A 24754-nucleotide genomic window follows, 5' to 3' on the forward strand; every position below is an offset into this window, starting at 1 on the left:
ACCGCGTCATGAATCGTCCTGTGAAATTCCTCGCATCGCTGGTCGCGACCTGCATCGCCGGGCTGGCGATGGCGCAGGTGCCTGCGCCCGCGCCGGTCATCGCTGATCCGGTCGCGACCACCAGCGCCCAGCCGCCTGCGCTCACCACCGCGGACCTGTCGAGCTTCCTCGATGGCCTGGTGCCGTTCGCGCTGCAGCGTGGCGACGTGGCCGGCGGCGTGATCTCGGTGGTCAAGAACGGTCAGGTGATCTTCGCCAAGGGTTACGGCTACAACAACCTGGAGAAGCGCACGGTACCGTCCCCCGCGGACACGCTGTTCCGCATCGGCTCCACCTCCAAGCTGTTCACCTGGACGGCGGTGATGCAGCAGGTGCAGGCAGGCAAGCTGAACCTGGACAGCGACGTCAACGAGTATCTCGACTTCAAGATCCCGCCGTACCAGGGCAAGCCGATCACGCTGCGCAACCTGATGACGCACAGCCCGGGGTTCGAAGACACCGCGCGCGACCTCATTTCCACCGACGGCAAGCCGGTCGACCTGGAGCGTTACCTGAAAGCGCACCTGCCAGCGCGGATTTTCCCGCCGGGTCAGGTGGTGGCGTATTCCAACTATGGTTGCGGCCTGGCCGGTTATATCGTGCAGCGCGTGTCCGGTCAGGACTTCGACGACTACGTCGAGCAGCACATCTTCAAGCCGTTGGACATGCAGCACTCCACGTTCCGGCAGCCCCTGCCGGCACGGCTGGCGCCGCTGATGGCCGACAGCTACGACAAGGCCTCCGGCGGCAAGCTGAAGCCGTTCGAGATCGTCGATCCGGCGCCGGCCGGCGCGATGAGCTCGACGGCGTTGGACGTGGCGCACTTCATGATCGCCCAGCTGCATGGCGGCAGCTATGCCGGCGGCCAGATCCTGACGCCGGCCACGACCACCCTGATGCATACCCCGCAACGCACCGAAGCGCCGGGCTTGAACGGCTTTGCGCTGGGCTTCTACCAGGAGAACCGCAACGGCCAGGTCATCATCGGCCATGCCGGCGATACGGACTACTTCCACACGGACTTGCACCTGCTGCTGGATGCGGATGTCGGCGTCTTCATGTCGTTCAACAGCGCCGGCAACGAAGGCGGCGCCGAGGTGATCCGTGCCGCGATCTTCGATGCCTTCCTCGACCGCTACTTCCCGGTCGCGCCGCCGCATGCACCCACGGTGGCCACGGCCAAGGTCGATGCCGCGCGGGTTGCGGGCTGGTATCTCGCCAGCCGCCGCAACGAAAGCGCCTTGCGGATGCTGTATGCGCTGACCCAGACCAAGGTGTCGGCCTTGCCCGACGGCACGATCCTGAGCGCGCCTTTCATGAATCTATCCGGCGCGCCGATGCACTGGCGCGAGGTGGGGCCGCTAAAGTACCGGCAGGTGGACGGCCCTTACCACATGGACTTCGTCGCGGATGCGAATGGCGACATCCGTTACTGGGCCACCGACTCCTTGCCGCCGGTGATGGTCTTCCAGTCGGTGACCGGACTGCGTGCGTTGGGCAGCATCGAAGTATGGGGCACGCTGTCGCTGCTGTTGCTGCTGGGCACCTTGCTGAGCTGGCTGTGCGGCTGGCTGGTGCGCCGGCACTTCGGCCGGCGGCTCACGCTGGATGCCCGGCAACGCCGTTTCCGCCTGTGGTCGCGGTTGGGCGTGCTGGTGCTGTTCGCCACGTTGCTCGGCTGGCTGATCCTGATGGTGGCGATGTCCGCCGACCAGAGCCTCCTGCTGGAAGGCGGCGTGACGCCCTTGCTGTACCTGCTTTACGCAGCGGGCGTGCTGGCATTGCTGGGCGCGGCAGCTGTAGTGATCCACACGGTACGCAGCTGGATGGCGCCGCGCCGCGGTCGCTGGGTGCTGGCGGGCGAAACCCTGCTGGCGCTGGCGGCGATCTACCTGGCGTGGCTGATCCTGGCGCTCAGGATGGTCAGCTTCAACGCCCATTACTGATGACTCCGTTCGCGCGGCGGCGGATCGGCGCCCCCGCGCACTCCATCCCGGGAAGGCACGCATGACTATCCACGACGGCGGGCGGCTGCGCCTGCGGGCGACGCCCAAGCGCTGGGCGATCGAGGCACCGTTCCACATCACCGGTTACACCTTTACCGCGTTCGATGCGCTGATCGTCGAACTGATCGACGAGCAGGGCCGGGTGGGACTCAGCGAGGCGCAGGGTGTCTACTACCATCAGGACACCTCGACCTCGATGCTGGCGCAGGTCGAGGCGATGCGCGTGCGGATCGAGGCAGGCATCACTCGCGCAGAGCTGCAGGCGCTGCTGCCGGCAGGCGGCGCGCGCAACGCACTGGACTGCGCCTTGTGGGACCTCGAAGCCAAGCGTGCCGGCAAGCCCGTCTGGGAGCTCGCCGGGCAGGCGGCGCCGAGGTCGCTGCGCACCACCTACACGCTGAGCGCGGAGGAGCCGGCCGCGATGGCCCATCGCGCCGAGGCCTATGCGCAGGCGAGGGCGATCAAGCTCAAACTCACCGGTGACGACCGCAATGCCGAGCGCGTGCTGGCCGTGCGCAAGGCCCGTCCGGATGCGTGGCTGATGGTCGATGCCAACCAGGGTTTCACGCGCGAGTCGTTCGCGCGCCTGTTGCCCACGCTGGTGGAGGCGCGGGTGGATGTGGTCGAGCAACCGTTCCCGGTGGGCAACGAAGCGTGGCTGGACGGCCTTGAGCGGCCGATCCGCATCGCCGCGGACGAAAGCGTGCAGGATCGCGGCGACCTGCCCAAGTTGGTGGGCCGCGTCGACGTGATCAACATCAAGTTGGACAAGTGTGGCGGGCTGACCGAGGCGCTGGCCATGGCCAAGGAAGCGCGCAGGCTGGGCTTCGGGTTGATGGTCGGCAACATGGGCGGCTCGTCGCTGGCGATGGGGCCCGCCTTCGTGGTGGGCCAGCTGTGCGACGTGGTGGATCTCGACGGCCCGCTCGGCCTGCTGATCGATTACTCGCCGTCGGTGGTGTACGAGGATGGCGCCATCTGGTGTTCCGAGGCACTCTGGGGCGGCGCGGCGGCCGTGCCGGCCTGGCCGGACATGAGCGGTCACTGAGGAGAACCGTCCACGTGATGCCCTTGGCCGTGCCCCCGTCCAACGAGAAGAGCTGGTTCGGCCATCCGCGCGGCCTGACCATCCTGTTCCTCACCGAAATGTGGGAGATGTTCTCCTTCTTCGGCATGCGCGCGATCCTGGTCTATTACATGACCATGCACCTGGACTTCGGCCAGGAGTACGCCTCGCTGGTGTATGGCACGTACGCGGCCTTCGTCTACTTCACGCCGGTGTTCGGCGGCATGCTGGCCGACCGCTGGCTGGGCAAGGACCGCGCGGTGGTGATCGGCGGCGCGACGATGGCGCTCGGCCATTTCATGATGTCGTACGAGGCGCTGTTCTATCCGGCGCTGTGCATGATCGCGCTGGGCAACGGCCTGTTCCTGCCCAGCCTCGCCAGCCAGATCGAAGGCCTGTATCGCCACGGCGACGCACGCAGCAAGAGCGCTTACAGCATCTATTACGTGGGCGTGAACCTGGGCGGTTTCCTGGCGCCGCTGGTGTGCGGCACCCTGGGCGAAGCCTATGGCTGGCACTGGGGGTTCACCGCGGCAGGCATCGGCATGCTGCTGTCGCTGGTGATCTACCTCGCCGGACGCCGCCATCTGCCGCGGGAGCCGGCGCGTGGCGCCGAGGCGCGCGCGGCACGCCCACCGATGGACCGGGCAGCGCGCGACCGCTTCGCGTTGCTGATCGGGATCGCCGCAATCGTGGTGATTTTTCGCGGCGCCTACGAGCAGAACGGCAATACCATCGCGCTGTGGGCCGATACCGGCATCGACCGGCAACTGGCATCGGGCTGGGCGATACCGATGACCTGGTTCCAGTCGATCAACTCGCTGGCGGTGTTCATCTTCACGCCCGTCCTCGTGGCACGCTGGACGCGACTGGCGAAGCGAGGCGTGGATACGCCGTTGCTGGCGCGCATGGCATTCGGCGCAACGATCGTCGGCGCATCGTACGTGGCCTTGGGCATGGTGGCGGCCTGGAGCGAGGCGCATGGCGTGCGCGCCAGTTGGGTGTGGCTGTTCGTCTGGTTCGTGGTATTCACCATCGGCGAGTTGTACATCTTGCCGGTGGGCCTGGCGCTGTTCGGGCGCATGGCCCCGGAAGGCTTTCGCGCCACCAGCATCGCCACCTGGTTCTTCGCCGGTTTCTTCGGCAACCTGCTGGCCGGTGCACTGGGCACCTTGTGGAGCCAGATGAACCACGGTCTGTTCTTCGTGCTGATCGGCGCGGTTTCGGGCTTGTCCGCCGTGCTTTTGTATATGCTCAGCCGGCGCCATCGCGGCGTGGGACAACAGGGAGAAATCGACGGCACCGCGGTGCCGGCCCGATGAGCTTGCGCCGATGATCAAAGACCTGCAGAACAAGCTGAAGAGCCGCTGGGACACGTTCACCCCGTCCGAGCAGAAAATCGCCACCTGCCTGTTGCAGAACCCCGGCGGCATCCCGTTCGAGACCGCCGCGTCGCTGGGTCAGCGCGTAGGCGTCAGTGCGATGACGGTGGGGCGTTTCCTGCGCAACCTCGGCTACGCCGGCTTCAATGAGTTGAAAGCGGAGCTGCGCGGCGATGCGCCGTGGCTGCAGTTGTACCGGAACCCGGACGTGGCGGGCGATCCCGCGACGATGTCCGAAAGCCTGAAAGCCGAGATCCGCGGCATCACGACGGCGCACGCGTTGACCCGCACGCCGGAGTGGAACGCGGTGGTCAAGCTGCTGGTGGACGCCGATCGCGTCTCGGTCGCCAGTTTTCACCAGGGCCGTTTTCTCGGGCTGGGGTTTGCCAGCCTGATGCAGCACGTCAAGCCGCGCACGCGCTTCGATGAAGGTCTGGATGGCGCCTATACCGACCTGCTGCTCGATTCCACCGGAAAGAGTTGCGTATTGCTGATCGATTTCCGGCGCTATTCGCGGCACTTCCGCATTCTGGCCGAAGAGTGCGCGGCGCGCGGCATCCCGCTGGCCATCATCACCGACAGTCAGTGCTACTGGGCGCGCCAGCTCACCGACAAGGTGCTGATGCTGCCGGCCGAGATGGAGCGGCCGTGGCACAACTTCACCGCCGCCATGAGCTTGCTGAGCCTGCTGATCGGCGCGGTCACGCGCACGCAGGGCGACATGTTCGATCGCATCGGCGACATCACGCAGCTGCGCCAGAAACTGGTGGGCTATGTCGAGGCGCCGCCCGTTGTCGACAGGCGGAAGGCGGCTTCATCCATGAAAGGGCCGCAAGCGGTCGCTGCCAAGACGAGCGGCACGCCGGGCAAGCGCCGCAGCAAACCCGGAACCTGACGGCATCCGCTGTGCCGACGGCGCGGCCGTCGGCAGCGGGCAACGCCATCGAACAGGACACACCGATGATCCATCGATTCCGCAAGCCTGGCCTGCCGCATGCCGGCCCAATCCGCTGGCGCACCACGGTCGTGCTCACACTGGTCATGCTGCTGTCCTTGCGCATCGGCCAGGCAACGCCGGCCCGCGCCGTATCTCCGCCGGCACTGGATGCCTACGCTACCAAGGTCATGCAGACATTCGGCACGCCGGGCATGGCGGCGGTAATCGTCGATGGCGACAAGACCGCCACCCATGCCTGGGGCGTGCGCAAGCTGGGCGCTAGTGCCAGGGTGGATGCGCACACCATCTTCCCGATCGGCTCCAACACCAAGGCGTTCACGACCGCGGCGCTGGCGATCCTGGTCGATGAAGGCAAGCTGCACTGGGACGATCGTGTGGCGGACAAGCTGCCGGGATTTCGCATGTACGACGCCTACGCGTCCAGCGAGATGACCGTCACCGACCTGCTCGTGCATCGCAGCGGGCTGGGCCTGGGCGAAGGCGACCTGATGATGTTCCCGACCACCAGCCGCACCCGCGCGGAACTGGTGCACGACATCCGCTACCTGAAGCCCGCGCATTCGTTCCGCGGTGGCTACGACTACGACAACGTGCTGTATATCGTGGCGGGGCAGCTGATCGAGGCCGTCTCCGGCCAGCGCTGGGAGGACTTCGTGCAGCAGCACATTCTCGGTCCGCTGCAGATGCGCGATACGCGGACCAGCATCGACGCGCACACCGCCGACGAGGTGGCGCTGCATGCGAAGAACACCACGCCGGTGCGCGGCGTCGGCAAGCAGTCGGTGCTCGCCACGGTGATGACCGGCAGCGTGTTCGCGCCGGCCGGTGCGTTGCGAGTCAGCGCGGCTGACATGGGTCGCTGGCTGCGGCTGCAACTGGACCGCGGACGGCTGGACGGCGGCAAGCGGCTGTTCAGCGCGGCGTCGGCGCAGATGCTGTGGACGCCGCAAACGCTGATCCCGATTTCACCGATGCCGCCCGAAGTCGCACTGGCGCAGCCGCAATTCGATGCCTACGCGCTGGGCCTTGAAGTGCAGGACTATCGCGGCCACAAGATCATCACCCATCTCGGCGGCGTGCTGGGCGGCGTGTCGGCGGTGGTGATCATTCCGGAAAAGCATGCGGCCTTCGCCATCATGCTCAACTCCGAGGACATCGGCGCCTTGTTCGCGATGCGCGAGCATTTGCTCGATACCTTGCTGGGTCTGCCTTCGCCGGACTGGATCGCCGGCTACAAGCAGATGTTCGACGACATCCACGCCGGCGCCGCCGAGGCGGTGCGCAAGCATGGCGCGAGCATGCATCCGCAGCGCGGTCCGTCGTTGCCGTTGTCCGGGTACGCGGGCGTCTACCGCGATCCGTGGTACGGCACCGCCACGATCAGCCAGGACAAGGCTCGCGGTGGCACGCTGGACATCGGCTTCGATCGTTCGCCCGGCATGCACGGCACGCTGGAGCATGTGCAATACGACACCTTCCGCACGCACTGGGCGATGCCCGATGTGGAGGATGCCTACGTCACCTTCGCGCTCAGACCCGACGGCAGCATCGACCGGATGACGATGCAGGCGATCTCGCCGGTGGCCGATTTCAGCTGGGATTACCAGGACCTTCGCTTCGTTCCGGTGGCCACGCACTAGCCAGCCTTGGTGGTATCGCCGGGGCATGGATCGCATCAGGCGCGAAGATCGCCTGCGCACGCACGGCGTGCCGCTGGCGTGCCGTTTCTCGCGCAGGAACTGGCGGCGTGGTGATCCTGGTCTTGCCAATGGGTGCCAGCCTGGACTGACGGGTTCTGCTGCAGCGCGCGTGCAGCGGATGAACCGAGCACTGCTGGGTGCCTGAGACGCGCGTCGACAAGCCTTGAAAAGCAAAGGCCCGTCGCTCGCGACGGGCCTTTGATTCATGCACCGGGGTTTATCGGGTGCGGGGTGGCGGATTGGACGGTGCATTGCTAGGCATGCTTTGCACCGCAGGTGCCGGCGCCACGGCCGGTACCGGCTGGCTGCCCCCCTTGTAAGTTGCCCTGTAACCGTCCTGGTAATAGTGCTGGACCGGCAGGGACGGGCGCATGCCACGGAAGCGCATGCCCTGGCTGGCCAGCGCGAGACGGTCGCCGTCGAGGTGCACCCAATACCAGGAGCCCGGCGGCACCGGCTTGGTCGAGACGTAGGCGAACCAGGCATCGTAGTTGCCGTCGGTGCGTGGCTCGGTGCGTACGGCCATGTTCATGATGAACTGGCTGGGTATCGGCTTGCCGTGCTTGTCGACGGCAGGCTTGCGGATCATTCCGTCCAGGTTCGCGCGCAGCAGGCGGCGGAGCTTGGGCGTGAGCTGGTAGGCCGGCGAAGCGCTGGTGACCCTGCCCTGGGCGTTCACCTGCACCAGCACCGGCTCGACCCTGTGGGGGAACTGGTTGAGCGACATCGTATCGTCGGCAATGGCACCCGTGCTGCCCAGGACTGCCATGGCGGCGACGGCAAGAAATGGGGTGCGCATGATGCTCTCCTTGCGTGTGGGGGTACTCACCCCATACGCCCATACCGATGGGTTTGTCAATTCAGCATTGCACGCGCCCGCCCGCCAGTGTCGTGCAGTTCTTCACCCGTGGTTGATCGCGCACCGGCGGCGGCTGGTGCGCATGCGGCTGGCCGGGCTCGTGGTGGTCGGAGCGCGGTGGATGGAACGGCGGGTATGGGCGCGATCCGGCCCAGCCGTAGGGCGGGATCAGGTAGGTCGGCTGGCTCAATTCGGCCTGATAGGTCGCATTCTGCTCGCGCAGCGCGTCGTTCTCGGCTTGCAGTTGCTCACGCTCGGTGGCCTGCTCGGCCTGCGCCTGCAGCGCGGCGATCTGTTGGGCTTGCGCGCGGGCTTGTTCGGCCTGCTGCTGCGCGACCTCGGCCGCCTGCCTGGCCTGCTCGGCGCGGGCGTCCTCCGCGGCCTGGTGGATGGCAAGGCGCTGGCGATAGAGCGCGTCGAGGCGGTGGGCCTTGGCCCAGGTCTCGGCAAGCTGGTCCTGGCCCAGGCGCAGGTAGTAGTCGATGGTTTCGGTGGCGTCAGCCTGGTGCAGCAGCTCGCCCTTGCCGGCGGGGCAAGGACGGTCGGTGTAGGCGACTTGCCCGCCCTGCATGCACTTGTAGATGTCCTGTGCGCCAGCGTCGATGGGCGCCATGGCCAGCAGCGCAAGCAGCGCGGATGCGAGGGCGGGAAGGCGGCTCATGCCGCCATTCTGCATCGCGCGGATGTTGTCCGGGCGTGACCGGGGGATGCCTGGTCGGTTCGGTGGTTCCGGCACGCGGCGGCGGGATCGCGCCGGCTGCCGCAGGTCAGGTCGAGGGGGGCTTCTTCCGTCGCCGCGGCTTCTGCTCCGCTGTCGCCAGCAATTGCTGCAGATAGGCGATGCCTTCCTCCTCGGGAAAGAACGCCACCACGTCGGCGACGCTGAGGTTGTGGCGGTCGCGCAGGGCGAGGAATTCAGCACGGACGCGGGCGAGGCGTTCGGCTTCGGCGGCCTTCTTGCCAAGCGGCTTGGATTTCGGTGCGGGCTTCGGCGCAGGCTTCGGTTCCTGCTTCGGTTCGGGGCTGCCCTGATCGAGCGCGGCGAGCTCGGCCTGGAACTGGCGGAAATCGTAAGGCTTGGAACTCATGGTGCTCGCGCGGTTCGGGGTCTTGGCCATTCTCGCATGCCGGCGGCGTCTCCTTCCGACTGCCGGCCGGATCGCGTCTAATGCGGCGCTGGTCCCCTGCGAAATGTCCGCAATGAGTGCGTTGCTGCTGCTGTTCGTCTGTCTGGTGCTGGGCGTGCTGGTGCGCCGGTTCGCGCAGCCGCCGGCCGGCATCGTGCACGGGCTGAACTGGTGGGTGCTCAACATCGCGCTGCCGGCGCTGGTGCTGGAGCTGATTCCGCAGCTGAAGCTCGACGCGTCGCTGTGGTTCCTGGTGGCGGCGATGTGGCTCACCTTCTTCGGCGCCTGGCTGCTGTTCGCGTGGATCGGGCCTCGGCTGGGCTGGTCGCGCGGGCGCATCGGCGCGCTGGTCCTGGTGTGTGGGCTGGGCAACACCTCGTTCATGGGCTATCCGCTGCTGCAGGCGCTACACGGGCAGGCGGGGCTGACGCTGGCGGTGGTGGCCGATCAGCTCGGCTGCTTCCCGCTGCTGGCCTCGGTGGGCGTGGTGGTGGCCTGCCTGTATGCAGGGCGCGATCCCGATCCGCGACGCATCGCGCGACGCATCGCCACGTTCCCGGCCTTCCTCGCGCTGGTGGTCGGCATCGTCGCCGGCGTGCTGGGCGGCTGGCCGGCCGTGCTGGACGGCGTGTTCAAGCCGCTGGGGGACACGCTGACGCCGCTGGCACTGTTCTCGGTGGGGCTGCAGTTCCGCCTGCAGGGTGGCGAGCATCAGTACAGCGCAGTGGCCTGGGGACTGGGCTGGAAACTGCTGCTGGCGCCGGCGTTGTGCTGGGCGCTGGGCGTGGCGACCGGCGTGGGTGGGCTCACGCTTGTCGCCGGCGTGTTGCAGGCGGCGATGGCGCCGATGGTCTCGGCCACCATCCTCGCCGACGAGTACGAGTTGGACCCGGAACTGGCGAACACCGTGCTCGGCGCGGGCATCGTGCTGTCGTTGCTGACGGTGCCGCTGGGCAACTGGTTGCTGGGGGCGTGAGTGAGCAGGCTCTCAGCGCCTGACGCCAAGGCGTTGGGCCATGGCATCGACTGCGGCCCGGGCCTGCACGAGGTCAGAGCCGTCGCGGCGGCGATGGAGGCGGATCGCCTCGATGTAATGCCCGGCGCGCAGTTCGGCCTCGATCTCGGCGTTGCTGATTTCCGGATGCAGTTCCGACGGTCGATCGATGGCGCGGCGGTAGAGCCAGCGCGCGGCCGCGTAGCCGGCCATGAAGCAACCGAAGAAGCCGATGCCGAATGACCAGGGATGGATGACGACGTAATCCATGACGAAGCTCCACGAGAGACGCGGCGATAGTGCCAGTGATGAACGACCGGCACGACAATGTTCCGACCGAAGTGCGCGCCGACGTGTGGCTGTGGGCCGCGCGCTTCTTTAAGACCCGCAGCATCGCCAAGCAGGCGATAGCCAGCGGCAAGATCGACGTCAACGGTGGGGGCTGCAAGGCGGCGAAGTTGCTGCACGCGGGCGACATGCTGAAGATCAGCCGGGGCGAGGAGCGGCTGGAGGTCGAGGTGCTGGCGCTGGCGGACAAGCGCGGTCCGGCCAGCGCGGCGCAGGCGCTGTATCGCGAGAGCGAGGCCAGCCGGCTGGCGCGCGAGGCGCAGCGCGAACAGCGCCGGCTGGTCGGCGTGCAGGCGCCGCGGCAACGCCCGGACAAGCACGCGCGCCGGGAATTGCGCCGGTTGAAGGACCGGCATGAGACGTGATCGACATCTTCCGCACGGGCACTGAGCAGTGCATCGCAGATTGCGCCGTGGTTCTGTCCCACCATCCGCTGCAACGACGGGTCGCGCCAAGTCCGCGATTTTCAATTTGATGGGATGGCTTCGGGGAGCCTCGCGATGAACGGCATGGGATTCTTCAAGCGGTGGCTGGGCGGCGCCGACGCGTCGACGCAGCGGCCGGATGGCCGGCGGCAGGCGCCGCTGGGTACGCGCATGCTGGTGGTGGACGATTCGCCCACGATCTGCGCGGTGCTGGGCCGCATGCTGGAGCAGGACAGCTACGCGGTGCAGAAGGCTGCCGACGGCGAGCAGGCGCTGGAGCTGGCGAAGGCCGAGCTGCCCGAACTGATCTTCCTCGACATCGTGCTGCCGGGCATCAACGGTTTCGCGGTGCTGCGCGCGCTGCGCCACGACCCGCGCACCGCGCATATCCCGATCGTGATGATCAGCGGCAACCCGCAGGCCACCGAGCAGTTCTACGTGCAGCGTTACGGCGCCGACGACTTCCTGAAGAAGCCGTTCGGCCGCGCCGAGGTACAGGCCAGCATCGAGGCGCTGGTACGCGCAGGCCGGCTGGCCACTCGCCCGGTCGAGCCGCCGGTAGTGGCCGTGGCGCCGGTGGTCGAAGCCGTGCACGAATTGATGACCGGCATGGCAGCCTGAGCCGCCGCCAGAACTTGTTTCGACGCCGACGGCCCGCGAAAGCGGGCCGTCGGCTTGTGGCACCCCTGCGGGCTCAGGGCTTGAGTCCCAGCGCCTTGGCCACGCCCTCGCCATAGGCCTTGTCGGCCTTGCTGCAGTGCCCGATGTGGCGGCGCTGGATTTCCTCCGGCACGCCTTGCATAGCGCGCGCGGTGTTCTCGAACAGCGCCTTCTTCTGCTTCGCGCTCATCAGCCGGAACAGCGCGCCGGGTTGCGAGTAGTAGTCCTCGTCCACGCGGTGGTTCCAGTGGTCGGCGGCGCCTTCGATCGACAGCGGCGGTTCGCGGAAATCCGGCTGCTCCTGCCATTCGCCGTAGCTGTTCGGCTCGTAGGCCAGCGTGCTGCCGTGGTTGCCGTCCACGCGCATCGCGCCGTCGCGGTGGAAGCTGTGGTAAGGGCAGCGCGGGCGGTTCACCGGGATCTGGTGGTGGTTCACGCCGAGCCGGTAGCGCTGCGCATCGCCGTAGGAGAACAGCCGCGCCTGCAGCATCTTGTCCGGCGAGAAGCCGATGCCGGGCACGACCTGGGCCGGGTTGAACGCGCTCTGCTCGACGTCGGCGAAGAAGTTCTCCGGATTCCTGTTCAACTCCCACACGCCCACTTCGATCAGCGGATAGTCCTTGTGCGGCCACACCTTGGTGAGGTCGAACGGGTGATACGGTACCTTCGCGGCATCCTGCTCCGGCATGATCTGCACGCACAGCTTCCACTTCGGGAAGTCGCCGCGCTCGATCGCCTCGAACAGGTCGCGCTGGTGCGATTCCCGGTCCTTGCCGATGATCTTCTCGGCCTCCGCGTCGGTGAGGTTCCTGATGCCCTGCTGGCAGACGTGGTGGAACTTCACCCAGTAGCGCTCGTTCTTCGCGTTGATGAAGCTGAAGGTATGCGAGCCGAAGCCGTGCATGTGGCGGTAGCTGGCGGGGATGCCGCGTTCGCTCATCACGATGGTGACCTGGTGCAGCGCCTCGGGCAGCGAGGTCCAGAAATCCCAGTTGTTCTGCGCGCTGCGCATATTGGTGCGCGGGTCGCGCTTCACCGCATGGTTCAAGTCGGGGAATTTCAGCGGGTCGCGGAAGAAGAACACCGGCGTGTTGTTGCCGACCAGGTCCCAGTTGCCTTCCTCGGTGTAGAACTTCAGCGCGAAGCCGCGGATGTCGCGCTCGGCGTCGGCCGCGCCGCGCTCACCGGCCACGGTGGTGAAACGGGCGAACAGCTCGGTCTGCTTGCCTACCTTGGAGAAGATCTTCGCCCGGGTGTATTTCGTGATGTCCTTCGTCACGGTGAAGGTGCCGAAGGCGCCGGAGCCCTTGGCGTGCATGCGCCGCTCGGGGATCACCTCGCGGTCGAAATGGGCCAGTTTCTCCAGTAGCCACACGTCCTGCAGCAGGGCCGGGCCGCGCGGGCCGGCGGTAAGGATGTTCTGGTTGTCCGGCACCGGTGCGCCGGCGACGGTGGTGAGGCGGGGCTTGCGGGGCTTGGCCATGACGGGCTCCGATGGTGGTGGGCGAGTCGAATCTACGCGGCGGCGACGATCGCCGGAATTCGTTTGTTCCGATGCGGCCGATAGCGCACGGCTATGGGCACCGTCCGCAACGATGGCCGACGCACAGGCATGCCATGCCCGCGGTGGACGACAGGTGATGACGGTGCGCGCGCTGGCTCAGTCGATCAGTTCATGCGCCGTGGCGCGTGCCGCCGCACGGATCTCCTCGCGGAAGGCGTCGTCCTCGATGGTGCGCGCCAGCACCATGCCGCCCACGCACAGCGCGGCGAGCGCGAGCCCGCGCTGGCGCGCCGCCTCCGCGCCGGCCGATGCCTCGGCGCCTTGCGCGAGCATGCCGGCCATGCGTTCGAGCAGTCCGTGGTAAGCGCGTTTCACGCCGGCGCCGGCGCGCGCCACGTCGGAAGGCAGGGCGATCATCGGGCAGTGGCCCTCGATGTCGTCCAGGTGTTCCTGCGAGAGATAGACGTCGACCATCTGGCGGGCAAACGCGCTGCCGTGGCGCGCGGGATCGAAATCCAGCTGCGGCCAGCGCTCGTGCGGGTTGAAGTCCCGGTAGGCCGCCACCGCCTCCACGTACAGGTCTTCCTTGGTCTTGAAGTGGTTGTAGAAGCCGCCGCGGGTGAGCCCGGCGCTGGCCATGATCTCGTCGATCGAGACCTCGGCGAAGCCCTTGCGGTTGAACAGCACGCGGGCGCAATCGACGATGTGCGCGCGGGTCCGCTGCTTGTGCTCGGCGCTGTACGGCATGGCGGTCTCCTCTGATTTCGTCAAGCGTAGCGCCGACGCTGAATATGTTCTTGAACATATGTAGATGCGGCGCAGACTGCGCTCCACCATCTCCGAGGAGCACCCCGCATGCAGCTCTACTACGCCGAGACCTTCAATCCCCGCAAAGCCTGCGCGGTGGCGAAATACCTGCAGTCGCCGGTCGAGTATGTGCGCGTCGACCTGGCGCACGGCGAGCACCGCCAGTCGCCGTACCTCGCATTGAATCCGAACGGCAAGGTGCCATTGCTGGTCGACGGCGCGCTGCACCTGTGGGAGGCCGACGCGATCATGGTGCAGCTGGCGACCCGGGCCGGTTCTGACCTGTGGCCGTCCGCGCCTGTATCGCAGGTCGAGGTGCTGCGCTGGCTGTCGTGGAACCAGGCGCATTTCTCGCGGCACGGCAGCGCGCTGTATTTCGAGCACCTGATCAAGCCCTGGCTGGGCATGGGTGAAGCCGATGCGGCCGCGGTAGCGGAGGCAGGCAAGTTTTTCCGGCAGTTCGCGGCCGTCCTCGACGCGCACCTGGCCGATCACGAATGGCTGGTCGGCGAGCGGTTGGGCGTGGCGGATTTCGCGGTATCCACCCCGCTGGGCTGGGCGCAGGAGGCGCGGCTGCCACTGGACGGCTTCGAACACCTGGCGCGCTGGCATCGGCAATTGCAGGCCTTGCCGGCATGGCGCGAGCCGTTCCCGCAGGCGTCCGCCGCCGGCGCCGCCGCCTGACCACCCATGGGAGCCAAGGCCATGCGCAGACTGATTGCCTTCGAGATGGTGACGCTCGACGGTTGCTATGCCAGCACGGACGGCGATTTCGACTGGACCCACCGGCGCGAACGCGACGCGGAATGGGATGCCTTCGTGGCCGGCAATGCCGGCAGCGGCGGCGAGCTGGTGTTCGGGCGCCGCACCTACCAGATGATGGCGTCCTGGTGGCCCACGCCGGCGGCCGCACAGAACGAGCCGCGGGTGGCCGAAGCGATGAACGCACTGCCGAAGTACGTATGCTCCCGCACGCTGCAGGAGGCCACATGGAGCAACACCACGGTGTTGCAGGGCGACGCGGCCACCCGCCTGCAGGAATTGAAGCGCAGCCCGGGCGCGGACCTGGTGATCCTCGGCAGCGGTGAACTGGTGGCCGCGCTGGCACCGACCGGGCTGATCGACGAGTACCAGCTGGCGCTTATCCCTGTGGTGCTGGGCCGGCGCGGCAAGCCGCTGTTCGGCGGCGTCGAGCACGGCATGGAGCTGCGTCTCGCCGAGTCACGGCGCTTCGGCAACGGCAACATGCTGCTCGGTTACCAGCCACGGCCGTCCGCAACCTGAGTCCCCCTGCTTGCGTCCGCCCGCGCCGGCACGGAAACTGAGCCGGCGCGGGCGCCTTCGCCGGCGAAGGGGCAGGGGGATGGCCGGTTTCGGACTGTTGAAGCGGCTGGTGGGCGGTGGCGAGCGTCGCCACAGCGAACCGCGTGTGCGCGCGCCGGTGGCCACCCGGGTGCTGGTGGTGGACGACTCGGCCACGATACGCGCCGTGCTGGGCAAGATGCTGGGCCAGGACGGCTACGAGGTCATCAAGGCCGCCGATGGCGAAAGCGCGCTCGAACTGGCGCGCAGCGAGCCACCGCACCTGGTCTTCCTCGACATCGTGCTGCCCGGCATGTCCGGCTTCGAGGTACTGCGTACCCTGCGCCGCGAGCCGGCCACGCATGGCATCCCCATCGTGATGATCAGCGGCAACGTGCAGGCCACCGAGCAGTTCTACGTGCAGCGTTACGGTGCCGACGATTTCATGAAAAAGCCGTTCGGCCGCGCCGAGGTGTTCGAGCGCGTGCAGCAACTGGTGCTGGCCGGCCGCCTCCCGGCGCGCACCTTGATCGAGCAGCCGCTGCCGCCGAGCGGGATGAGCCAGGCCGAATGGGATGCGATCCCCGATATCGCGATGCCGGACGAGGCCCATGTCGCGCACGAGGCGTCGCCAATGCCCGACGAGCCGCCACCGTCCGCCTTGGCGTAAACCTTTGGGCCGGTACTTCGCGCGGCGTCGATGCGCCGGCGATCACGGCCTTTCCTCGCGATCCGGGGCGACGGAGCTCAGCCGGCCGCCGGCATTGCGCTCGGGTACGTCCGGGGGATGGCGCGCGCCTAAATCAGGGCTGAACTGATGTCGTCGCTGCGGTCATCGCAACGGTCAACTGGATTCGCAGGCATGCCGTTCTCCGTCCCGTGCCGGCCAGACGAGCAACGATCCGGATCGACGCTAGAAAGGGGTTTCCGAGATTTCCAGCGCGGATGGCCGGGCCTTTGGCCAGGATGCGCGGATGCGGCCGCCTGCCGTGCACGGGTGTGGTTTCTTCCGGAACAGATTCAGTCCGCCAACTATCGAACGAGGTTCCTGCTCATGAATGCAAAGACGACGTTTCGCAACAGCTTGATGGCTCTGCTGGTGTCCGCCGCGTTCGCCTCGGGTGCCGCGATGGCCCAGGCCGCACCGCAGACCGACGTCCCGGGGCATCCCCGTGTCAACGAGGTCAACAACCGCCTGGAAAACCAGCAAGACCGCATCCAGGCGGGCGTGAAGAATGGCCAGCTCAATGCCAAGCAGACCACGCGCGACGAAACCCGCGACAACAATATCGCGGCGCGCGAGAGTGCCGACGAGGCGAAGCACAATGGCCATCTCACCAAGAAGGAAAAGCACAACCTCAACAAGTCCCTGAACCGGGACAGCCGTCAGATCCATCGCCAGCGCGTGCGCTGATCCGGCGCTCGAGCGATCGGATGCGTGGAAACCTCCTCGTACCCGCGAGGAGGTTTTTTTATTGCGGCACGGGCAGAAGGCTGGGCGCGCCAGGCAGTCGTCAGCGCAGCGACTTCAACCGGTACAGCGCCTCCAGCGCTTCGCGCGGGCTCAGCGCGTCGGGATCGACCGCGTCCAGCGCGTGTTCCACCGCCGACGGTGCGGGCGGCGCGAACAGGCCCAGTTGCGGCGAGGCATCGACGGCGGGCGCCGGCGCGCTGGCGTGGGCATGCATGCCGCGCTCCAGTTCGGCCAGCGTGCGCCGCGCGTCGGCGATCACGGCCTTCGGCAGGCCGGCCAGCGCGGCCACCTGCAGGCCGAAGCTGCGGTTGGCGGGACCGTCCTTCACCGCGTGCATGAACACCAGTTGCTCGCCGTACTCGACCGCGTCCAGATGCACGTTGGCGATGCCGGAATATTCGCCGGCGAGTTCGGTCAGCTCGAAATAGTGCGTGGCGAACAGGGTGAACGCGCGGCTGGCGGTGGCCAGGTGCACCGCGGCGGCACGCGCCAGCGCGAGGCCGTCGTAGGTGCTCGTGCCGCGGCCCACCTCGTCCATCAGCACCAGGCTGTGCGCGGTAGCGTTGTGCAGGATGTTCGCGGTCTCGCTCATCTCCACCATGAAGGTGGACTGGCCGCGCGAGAGGTCGTCGCCGGCGCCGATGCGGGTGAAGATGCGGTCGACCGGGCCGATCACCGCGCGTGACGCCGGCACGTAGCTGCCGATATGGGCGAGCAGCACGATCAGTGCGTTCTGCCGCATGTAGGTGCTCTTGCCGCCCATGTTCGGGCCGGTGATCACCAGCATGCGGCGGTCGTCGCCTAGGGTGAGGTCGTTCGGTTCGAACGGTTCCTCGCGCACCTTTTCCACCACCGGATGGCGGCCGCGTTCGATCGCGATGCCGGCTTCGTCGGCGAGTTCCGGCGCGCTCCAGTCCAGCTTCTCGGCACGTTCGGCCAGTGTCGCCAGCACGTCCAGTTCGGCGATCGCGGCGGCGGCCTGCTTCAGCGGTTCCAGTTTTTCGGTGAGCGTGTCGAGCAAGGCCTCGTACAGCGCGCGCTCGCGCATCAGCGAGCGTTCCTTCGCCGACAGCACCTTGTCCTCGAACTGCTTCAGTTCCTCGGTGATGTAGCGCTCGGCGTTCTTGGTGGTCTGCCGGCGCGTGTAGTGCGTGGGGGCCTTGTCCGACTGCGCCTTGCTGATTTCGATGTAGTAGCCGTGCACGCGGTTGTAGCCAACTTTCAGCGTGGGGATGCCGCTGGCGGTTTTCTCGCGCTCCTCCAGTTCCACCAGGTACTGGTCGGCGTGGGTGGAGAGGCGGCGCAGTTCGTCCAGTTCGGCGTCGTAGCCGTCGTTGATGACACCGCCGTCGCGTTGCAGCACGGGTGGTTGTTCGACGATGGCGCGTTGGAGCAAGGCGGCGTTGTCGGCATGGTCGCCGATGCGCTCGACGAGTGCGTGCAGGAGCGGGCTGTCCAGATTTCCGATGCGTTCCCGCAACTCCGGCGCCGCCAGCAAGCCGTCACGCAGCGTGGACAGGTCGCGCGGCCGCGCCGAGCGCAGCGCCACGCGGGCGAGGATGCGCTCCAGGTCGCCGATGCCACGCAGCGTGTCGCGCAGCGCTTCGTGGCGGCGGTTGTCGATCAGCGTGCCGATGGCCTGGTGACGGCCGCGCAGCACGTCGCGCGAACGCAGCGGGCGGTTCAGCCAGCGGCGCAACAGGCGCGCGCCCATCGGCGTCACCGTCTCGTCCAGCACGCCGAGCAAGGTGTGCTCGGTGCGGCCGCTGGGGTGCGTGTCGAGTTCGAGGTTGCGGCGGGTGGCCGCGTCCAGCGCGATGGTTTCGCTGGCCGCTTCCACCGCCATGCCGCTGAGGTGCGGCAGCGCGCTCTTCTGGGTTTCCTCGACGTAGCCGAGCAGGCAGCCGGCCGCACCGATCGCCAGCGGCAGCTTGTCCACACCGAAGCCGCCGAGGTCGCGCGTGCCGAAGAAACGGTTGAGTTCGCGCCGCGCGGCGTCGCTCTCGAAATGCCACGGCGGCCGCTTGCGCAAGCCGGGCAGGGCGGCGACCAGCTTCGGCCACGCCACGCTTTCGTCCACCAGGGTTTCGGCGGGCTGCAGGCGCGCGAGTTCCGCGGCCAGAGCCTCGGCATGTGGCACTTCGCTGAGCAGGAAACGGCCGCTGGAGAGATCCACCCACGCGAGGCCGTAGCCGTCCTTCGCGCCGGCGCCGATCGCCAGCAGCAGGTTGTCGCGGCGCTCTTCCAGCAGCGCGGCGTCGGTCACCGTGCCCGGCGTGACCACGCGCACCACCTTGCGTTCGACGATGCCCTTGGCCAGCGCCGGATCGCCGATCTGCTCGCAGATCGCCACCGACTCGCCGAGCCGCACCAGCTTGGCCAGGTAGTTCTCCACCGCGTGGTAGGGCACGCCCGCCATCGGGATCGGCGCGCCTGCCGACTGGCCGCGCTGGGTCAGCGTGATGTCCAGCAGCCGCGCCGCCTTGCGCGCGTCGTCATAGAACAGCTCGTAGAAATCGCCCATGCGGAAGAACAGCAGCACGTCCGGGTGCGTCGCCTTGGCGCCGAGGTACTGGCGCATCAGCGGGGTGTGCAGGGAGAGATCGTCGGCGGTCATCGGGGCGTTTGGCTGGAGGCGGCGAGCGCGCTAACGTGCGCGCTTCAAGACTTGGAGTTTCGCATGGTGCCGCCGTCCGTTCCTACCGATGCCGAACTGCGCGCGCAGGCCGAGGCCGTGGCGGAGTCCTGCCTGCGCCAGCGCCTGATGCTGGTGACGGCCGAATCCTGCACCGGCGGCTGGATCGCCAAGACGCTCACCGACCTGCCGGGCAGTTCGGCCTGGTTCGACGCCGGCGTGGTCACCTACAGCTACGAGGCGAAGCAGGCGCTGCTCGGGGTGGATCCGCGCACGCTGGAGCACACCGGCGCGGTGAGCGAAGAGACCGTGCTGGAAATGGTCTCCGGCGCGCTGGCCCGCTTCGGCGCGGGCGTGGCGGTGGCGGTCACCGGCATCGCCGGCCCCACCGGCGGCACGCCGGACAAGCCCGTGGGCACGGTGTGGATCGGCTGGAAGCGCCGCGGTGGCTACGCCCACGCGCTGCTGTGCCATTTCGGCGGCGACCGCGACGCGGTGCGCCGGCAGACCGTGGCGGCGGCCCTCGCCGGCCTGCGGAAAACCCTGACGGAATGAGGCGCCCCAAGCCGGCTGGCCGGCTTGACCGCTGTGGGATACTCGGAGTTCGTCGCTGATCGCAGCCCGTGAGACGCGATCCGGGCATCATGCCCTCCATTCACAGCCCAACCGGAACCAAGACGATGGATGACAACAAGCGCAAGGCGCTCGCCTCCGCCCTCGGCCAGATCGAAAAGCAGTTCGGCAAGGGTGCCGTGATGCGCATGGGCGACCGCGTCAACGAGGCGATCGAGACGGTTTCCACCGGTTCGCTGGGGCTGGACATCGCGCTCGGCGTCGGCGGCCTGCCGCGTGGCCGCGTGGTCGAGATCTACGGCCCGGAGTCGTCCGGCAAGACCACCATGACCTTGCAGGCGATCGCCAACTGCCAGCGCGCCGGTGGTACCGCCGCGTTCGTCGATGCCGAACACGCGCTCGATCCCACCTATGCGGAAAAGCTCGGCGTCAACGTCGACGACCTGCTGGTCTCGCAGCCGGACACCGGCGAGCAGGCACTGGAAATCGCCGACATGCTGGTGCGCTCCGGTGCGGTGGACATGGTGGTGGTTGACTCGGTCGCCGCGCTGACCCCGAAGGCGGAAATCGAAGGCGAGATGGGCGATTCCCACGTCGGCCTGCACGCCCGCCTGATGAGCCAGGCGCTGCGCAAGCTCACCGCCAACATCAAGAAATCGAACTGCCTGGTCATCTTCATCAACCAGATCCGCATGAAGATCGGCGTGATGTTCGGCAGCCCGGAAACCACCACCGGCGGCAACGCGCTGAAGTTCTACGCATCGGTGCGCCTGGACATCCGCCGCATCGGCGCGGTGAAGAAGGGCGAGGAAGTCATCGGTTCGGAAACCCGCGTCAAGGTGGTGAAGAACAAAGTGGCGCCGCCGTTCCGCCAGGCCGAGTTCGAGATCCTCTACGGCGAGGGCACCTCGCGCGAAGGCGAGATCATCGAGCTGGGCGTGGCACAGAACCTGATCGACAAGTCCGGTGCCTGGTACAGCTACAAGGGCGACCGCATCGGCCAAGGCAAGGAAAACGTGCGCCAGTTCCTGCGCGACAACCCCGCCATCGCCAACGAAATCGACGCCGAGCTGCGCGCCCGCCTGCTGGTGGGCGGTGCCGGCAAGGCTACCGCGGCGTCCGAGGAAGCGCTGGAAGAGGCGTGATCGCTCGCCGCTCCATTCCCTCCCCTGCGCGCAGGGGAGGGTTGGGGTGGGGTAGGCCTACTGCATGAAACGCCGCGACGGCGACTCCGGCAAACCCGGCCCCAGCGCCTACGACAAGGCGTTGGGCTTGCTTGCACGTCGCGAGCAGTCGAAGCGCGAACTCCGCCGCAAACTCGACCAGGGCGGTTACGCCAGCGGCGAATCCGACGCGGCGCTGGCCCGGCTTGGCGAGCAGCACTACCAGGACGACGAACGCTTCGCCGGGATGCTGCTGCGCAATCGCGCCGCCCAGGGCTACGGCCCGGCGCGCATCCGCATGGAGCTGAAGACCCACGGCCTGGCCGACGCCGCGATCCGCCAGCTGCTGGACGAGTGCGAGGTGGACTGGAACACCAGTGCGCTGAACCAGTTGCGCCGGCACTACGGCGGCAAACCTGCCGCGGATCGCGCCGAGCAGGGCAAACGGGCACAATTCCTCCTGCGCCGCGGCTTTGCCGCCGCCACGGTAAGATACGCAACCCACGCCGAAGTGGACGAGGCCGACGAGGAAACTTGATCGCGGCAGCGCCGCGGCGTGTCTCTCATGGACATTGCCGCCAACGCATGAAAACCGCCGACATCCGCTCCGCCTTCCTCGATTTCTTCCGCGCGAAAGGCCACACCATCGTGCCGTCCGCCTCGCTGGTGCCGGCCAGCGACCCGACCCTGCTGTTCACCAACTCGGGCATGGTGCCGTTCAAGAACGTGTTCCTGGGCAGCGAGAAGCTGCCCTATGTGCGCGCGGCCGATGTGCAGCGCTGCCTGCGCGCGGGCGGCAAGCACAACGACCTCGATGCCGTCGGCTACACCGCGCGCCACCACACCTTCTTCGAGATGCTGGGCAACTGGTCGTTCGGCGACTACTTCAAGCGCGAGGCGATCGCCTGGGCATGGGAGCTGCTCACCGGCGTGTTCAAGCTGCCGGAGGAGAAGCTCTGGGTCACCGTCTACCACACGGACGACGAGGCGTACGACATCTGGCACAAGCAGGTAGGCGTGCCGGCCGGGCGCATCGTGCGCATAGGCGACAACAAGGGCGCGCCGTTCGCTTCCGACAACTTCTGGCAGATGGCCGACACCGGCCCCTGCGGACCCTGCACCGAGATCTTCTACGACCACGGTGCCGACGTGGCCGGCGGGCCGCCCGGCTCGCCCGACGAGGACGGCGACCGCTACATCGAGATCTGGAACCTGGTGTTCATGCAGTTCGACCGTGCGCCCGACGGCACGCTGTCGCCGCTGCCCGCGCCCTGCGTGGACACCGGCATGGGCCTGGAGCGCCTTGCCGCCGTGCTGCAGCACGTGCATTCCAACTACGAGATCGACCTGTTCCAGCACCTCATCAAGGTGGCGGCCGAGCTCACCGGCACGAAGGATCTCGCCAACCAGTCGCTGCGCGTGATCGCCGACCACGTGCGCGCCTGCTCGTTCCTGATCGTCGACGGCGTGCTGCCGTCCAACGAGGGTCGCGGCTACGTGCTGCGCCGCATCATCCGCCGCGCCCTGCGCCACGGCTGGATGCTGGGCGTGCGCGGCGACTTCTTCTGGAGGATGGTGCAGCCGCTGGTCGAGGAAATGGGCGAGGCCTATCCCGAGCTCAAGCAGAAGCAAGGCTTCGTGGAAGACGCGTTGCGCACCGAGGAACAGCGCTTCGGCGAGACGCTGGAACACGGCATGCGCCTGTTCGACGAAGTGGCCGCGAAGTCGGGCAAGACCATCCCCGGCGCGGACGCGTTCCGCCTCTACGACACCTATGGTTTCCCGGTCGACCTCACCGCCGACATCGCGCGCGAGCGCGGCCTCGCGGTGGACATGGCCGGCTTCGAGCAGGCGATGAACGAGCAGCGCGAACGCGCCCGCGCCGCGGGCAAGTTCGAGGCCAAAGGCCAGATGCCGGCCGAGCTGGCCAGCCAGCTCGCGCCCGCCGTCTTCCTGGGCTACGAAGCGCTCGCGGCGCAGGGCAGCAAGGTGCTTGGCATCGTGCGCGACGGTCGCCAGTTGGAACAACTCGGCGAAGGCGAGCGGGGCTACGTGATCCTCGATCGCACACCGTTCTACGCGGAGTCCGGTGGGCAGGTGGGCGACACCGGCACGCTGTCGAACGGCGCGGGCCGCTTCGACGTGGCCGATACGCTGAAGATGGGCGGCGTGTTCTTCGGCCATGTCGGCACTTGGCATGGTGCGCAACCGCTCAAGGCTGGCGACTTGGTGGATGCGCAGGTCGACGCCACGCGTCGTCAGGCCATCGTGCTGAACCACTCCGCCACCCACCTGCTGCACGCCGCACTGCGCAAGGTGCTGGGCACCCACGTCACCCAGAAGGGTTCGCTGGTGGCGCCCGAGCGCCTGCGCTTCGACTTCGCCCACCACAAGCCGGTGAGTCGCGAGGAGCTGGCCGAGGTCGAGGCACTGGTCAACGCCGAAGTGCGCCGCAACGCGGATGCCGAAGTGCGCCACATGACCTACGACGACGCCATCGCCTTCGGCGCGATGGCGCTGTTCGGCGAGAAGTACGGCGACGAGGTGCGCGTGCTGAAGATGGGCGAGTTCTCCACCGAGCTCTGCGGCGGCACCCACGTGGGCCGCACCGGCGACATCGGCCTGTTCAAGATCGTCGCCGAGTCGGGCGTGGCCTCCGGTGTGCGTCGCATCGAGGCGGTCACGGGCGCCGGCGCGCTGGCCTTCGTGGAAGACGAGGAACGTCGTCTGGGCGAATTGTCGCTGCTGCTTTCCAGCAGCGGCGACGACGCCATCGACAAGCTGCGCCAGCTGTTCGACAAGCAGAAGAAGCTGGAGCGCGAACTGGAATCGCTGCGCGCGAAAGCCGCCGGCAGCGCCACTGCCGAACTGGCCGGCAGCGCGCACGAAGTAGACGGCATCAAGGTGGTCGCCGCGCGCCTGGAAGGGTTGGACGCCAAGGCCTTGCGCGACAGCGTGGACCAGCTCAAGCAGCAACTGGGCGACTGCGTGATCCTGCTGGCGGGTGCGGCCGACGGTCGCGTGTCGCTGATCGCCGGCGTGCACGGCCGCGCGCTTGGCCGCATCAAGGCCGGCGACGTGGTCGCGCACGTGGCGAAGCAGATCGATGGCAAGGGCGGCGGCCGACCCGACATGGCACAGGGCGGCGGCGTGGATGCGCCCGAGCTGCCGACCATCCTGGCAGGCTTGTCGTCGTGGGCAGCCGGCCAGCTGTCGGCCCGAACCTGACGTCAACCACAACCCCTGCCACAGGTCATGCCTGTGCGCATTGCACCAGTGATGGTTGCTCGCTAGTATCGCCCGAATACCGATGGGCGCTTGTTGCGCACGGCCGACCGGTTGTCGCGACAGGTAGCTGGATGGAGAGCCGGGAAGGCGGTAGGGCCTTCGACGGATCGATCGTCGAACCGCGGTGATGGACGCTCAGGGGTGAGGCACCATCTACGCGGTCTGGAACCAGGAATTAATGGAGTAGTAACCATGTTGATTCTGACCCGCAGGGTTGGCGAAACCCTGATGATCGGCGACGAGGTGACCGTCACCGTTCTGGGCGTGAAAGGCAATCAGGTGCGCATCGGCATCAATGCGCCGAAGAATGTCGCCGTGCATCGCGAAGAGATCTACCAGCGCATCAAGGGCGAGCACGAAGCAGGCGGCGGTTCCGCCTCCGGCGGCGACGAACACTGATCGCGGCATCCGGGCTTTACCTCAAGCCGGTCGGCGGTTATCCTT

At 67.5% G+C, this 24754-nt stretch carries 24 protein-coding genes; 17 read left to right on the forward strand and 7 right to left on the reverse strand.

Annotation, left to right across the window (positions count from 1 at the left end; all coding sequences use genetic code 11):
- Positions 1–8 precede the first annotated feature (8 nt).
- The 5 genes from B0E52_RS06020 (at position 9) to B0E52_RS06040 (ending at position 7091) form a co-directional block, all read left to right on the forward strand.
- Positions 9–1985, forward strand: a complete 1977-nt coding sequence (locus tag B0E52_RS06020; RefSeq protein WP_077482589.1) for a serine hydrolase domain-containing protein — start codon at positions 9–11, stop codon at positions 1983–1985.
- A gap of 61 nt (positions 1986–2046) precedes the next feature.
- Entirely contained in the window at positions 2047–3093 is a 1047-nt protein-coding gene (locus tag B0E52_RS06025) for a dipeptide epimerase (RefSeq protein WP_077482591.1), read from the forward strand.
- A 17-nt stretch (positions 3094–3110) separates the two neighbouring features.
- Positions 3111–4433 carry a peptide MFS transporter gene (locus tag B0E52_RS06030; RefSeq protein ID WP_077482593.1) on the forward strand — a complete coding sequence of 441 codons (1323 nt, stop codon included), beginning with the start codon at positions 3111–3113 and terminating at the stop codon, positions 4431–4433.
- A gap of 10 nt (positions 4434–4443) precedes the next feature.
- A complete protein-coding gene (locus tag B0E52_RS06035) occupies positions 4444–5388 on the forward strand; it encodes a MurR/RpiR family transcriptional regulator (protein WP_077482594.1) in 945 nt (314 codons plus the stop codon).
- A gap of 65 nt (positions 5389–5453) precedes the next feature.
- Positions 5454–7091 (forward strand): serine hydrolase, encoded by a 1638-nt coding sequence (locus B0E52_RS06040; RefSeq protein WP_217316666.1) that lies wholly within the window; start codon positions 5454–5456, stop codon positions 7089–7091.
- A 277-nt stretch (positions 7092–7368) separates the two neighbouring features.
- On the opposite strand, the gene B0E52_RS06045 is transcribed toward B0E52_RS06040, so the two are convergent.
- The 3 genes from B0E52_RS06045 to B0E52_RS06055 form a co-directional block, all read right to left on the reverse strand.
- Positions 7369–7950, reverse strand: a complete 582-nt coding sequence (locus tag B0E52_RS06045; RefSeq protein WP_077482596.1) for a hypothetical protein — start codon at positions 7948–7950, stop codon at positions 7369–7371.
- A gap of 61 nt (positions 7951–8011) precedes the next feature.
- Positions 8012–8671, reverse strand: a complete 660-nt coding sequence (locus B0E52_RS06050) for a DUF4124 domain-containing protein (protein ID WP_077482707.1) — start codon at positions 8669–8671, stop codon at positions 8012–8014.
- 106 nt (positions 8672–8777) lie between these two features.
- The gene (locus B0E52_RS06055) at positions 8778–9098 is read right to left on the reverse strand and encodes a hypothetical protein (protein WP_077482709.1); all 321 of its coding nucleotides are present in this window, start codon (positions 9096–9098) and stop codon (positions 8778–8780) included.
- Positions 9099–9210: 112 nt separating this feature from the next.
- On the opposite strand from B0E52_RS06055, the gene B0E52_RS06060 reads away from it, so the two are divergent.
- Positions 9211–10113, forward strand: a complete 903-nt coding sequence (locus B0E52_RS06060) for an AEC family transporter (RefSeq protein WP_174575542.1) — start codon at positions 9211–9213, stop codon at positions 10111–10113.
- A 12-nt stretch (positions 10114–10125) separates the two neighbouring features.
- Here the strand turns inward: B0E52_RS06060 and B0E52_RS06065 are convergent, their stop codons facing one another.
- A complete protein-coding gene (locus B0E52_RS06065; protein ID WP_077482599.1) occupies positions 10126–10401 on the reverse strand; it encodes a hypothetical protein in 276 nt (91 codons plus the stop codon).
- A gap of 38 nt (positions 10402–10439) precedes the next feature.
- Here B0E52_RS06065 and B0E52_RS06070 point away from each other — a divergent pair, with 38 nt between their 5' ends.
- Positions 10440–10844 carry an RNA-binding S4 domain-containing protein gene (locus tag B0E52_RS06070; protein WP_077482601.1) on the forward strand — a complete coding sequence of 135 codons (405 nt, stop codon included), beginning with the start codon at positions 10440–10442 and terminating at the stop codon, positions 10842–10844.
- A gap of 135 nt (positions 10845–10979) precedes the next feature.
- Positions 10980–11525, forward strand: coding sequence for a response regulator (locus B0E52_RS06075; protein WP_077482603.1), 546 nt, complete (start codon positions 10980–10982; stop codon positions 11523–11525).
- Between the two features lie 73 nt (positions 11526–11598).
- Here B0E52_RS06075 and B0E52_RS06080 read toward each other — a convergent pair whose 3' ends face one another.
- On the reverse strand, positions 11599–13047 hold the full coding sequence (locus tag B0E52_RS06080; protein ID WP_077482605.1) for a catalase: 1449 nt from the start codon (positions 13045–13047) through the stop codon (positions 11599–11601).
- Between the two features lie 177 nt (positions 13048–13224).
- Positions 13225–13815, reverse strand: a complete 591-nt coding sequence (locus tag B0E52_RS06085) for a TetR/AcrR family transcriptional regulator (protein WP_077482607.1) — start codon at positions 13813–13815, stop codon at positions 13225–13227.
- Between the two features lie 108 nt (positions 13816–13923).
- On the opposite strand from B0E52_RS06085, the gene B0E52_RS06090 reads away from it, so the two are divergent.
- The 4 genes from B0E52_RS06090 to B0E52_RS06105 all read left to right on the forward strand — a co-directional run bounded on the left by B0E52_RS06090 (position 13924) and on the right by B0E52_RS06105 (position 16591).
- On the forward strand, positions 13924–14559 hold the full coding sequence (locus B0E52_RS06090) for a glutathione S-transferase family protein (RefSeq protein ID WP_077482609.1): 636 nt from the start codon (positions 13924–13926) through the stop codon (positions 14557–14559).
- Between the two features lie 21 nt (positions 14560–14580).
- Positions 14581–15159, forward strand: coding sequence for a dihydrofolate reductase family protein (locus B0E52_RS06095; RefSeq protein ID WP_077482611.1), 579 nt, complete (start codon positions 14581–14583; stop codon positions 15157–15159).
- A 79-nt stretch (positions 15160–15238) separates the two neighbouring features.
- Positions 15239–15847, forward strand: a complete 609-nt coding sequence (locus B0E52_RS06100) for a response regulator (RefSeq protein ID WP_077482612.1) — start codon at positions 15239–15241, stop codon at positions 15845–15847.
- 192 nt (positions 15848–16039) lie between these two features.
- Positions 16040–16591: a hypothetical protein gene (locus B0E52_RS06105; RefSeq protein WP_254426724.1), complete on the forward strand. Its 552-nt coding sequence runs from the start codon at positions 16040–16042 to the stop codon at positions 16589–16591.
- A gap of 100 nt (positions 16592–16691) precedes the next feature.
- On the opposite strand, the gene mutS is transcribed toward B0E52_RS06105, so the two are convergent.
- The gene (mutS, locus tag B0E52_RS06110) at positions 16692–19268 is read right to left on the reverse strand and encodes a DNA mismatch repair protein MutS (RefSeq protein WP_077482616.1); all 2577 of its coding nucleotides are present in this window, start codon (positions 19266–19268) and stop codon (positions 16692–16694) included.
- A 63-nt stretch (positions 19269–19331) separates the two neighbouring features.
- Between mutS and B0E52_RS06115 the strand changes: the two genes are divergently transcribed.
- From B0E52_RS06115 to csrA, 5 genes are all read left to right on the forward strand, one after another.
- Positions 19332–19841 (forward strand): CinA family protein, encoded by a 510-nt coding sequence (locus tag B0E52_RS06115; RefSeq protein ID WP_077482618.1) that lies wholly within the window; start codon positions 19332–19334, stop codon positions 19839–19841.
- Positions 19842–19966: 125 nt separating this feature from the next.
- Positions 19967–21004: a recombinase RecA gene (recA, locus tag B0E52_RS06120; protein WP_077482619.1), complete on the forward strand. Its 1038-nt coding sequence runs from the start codon at positions 19967–19969 to the stop codon at positions 21002–21004.
- Positions 21005–21068: 64 nt separating this feature from the next.
- Positions 21069–21560, forward strand: a complete 492-nt coding sequence (locus B0E52_RS06125) for a regulatory protein RecX (RefSeq protein WP_077482622.1) — start codon at positions 21069–21071, stop codon at positions 21558–21560.
- Positions 21561–21607: 47 nt separating this feature from the next.
- On the forward strand, positions 21608–24250 hold the full coding sequence (gene alaS / locus B0E52_RS06130; RefSeq protein WP_077482624.1) for an alanine--tRNA ligase: 2643 nt from the start codon (positions 21608–21610) through the stop codon (positions 24248–24250).
- Between the two features lie 252 nt (positions 24251–24502).
- The gene (gene csrA, locus B0E52_RS06135) at positions 24503–24709 is read left to right on the forward strand and encodes a carbon storage regulator CsrA (protein ID WP_077482626.1); all 207 of its coding nucleotides are present in this window, start codon (positions 24503–24505) and stop codon (positions 24707–24709) included.
- Positions 24710–24754 lie beyond the last annotated feature (45 nt).

This window comes from Rhodanobacter sp. C06 (assembly GCF_002001105.1).
In the GTDB taxonomy this organism is placed as follows: domain Bacteria; phylum Pseudomonadota; class Gammaproteobacteria; order Xanthomonadales; family Rhodanobacteraceae; genus Rhodanobacter_A.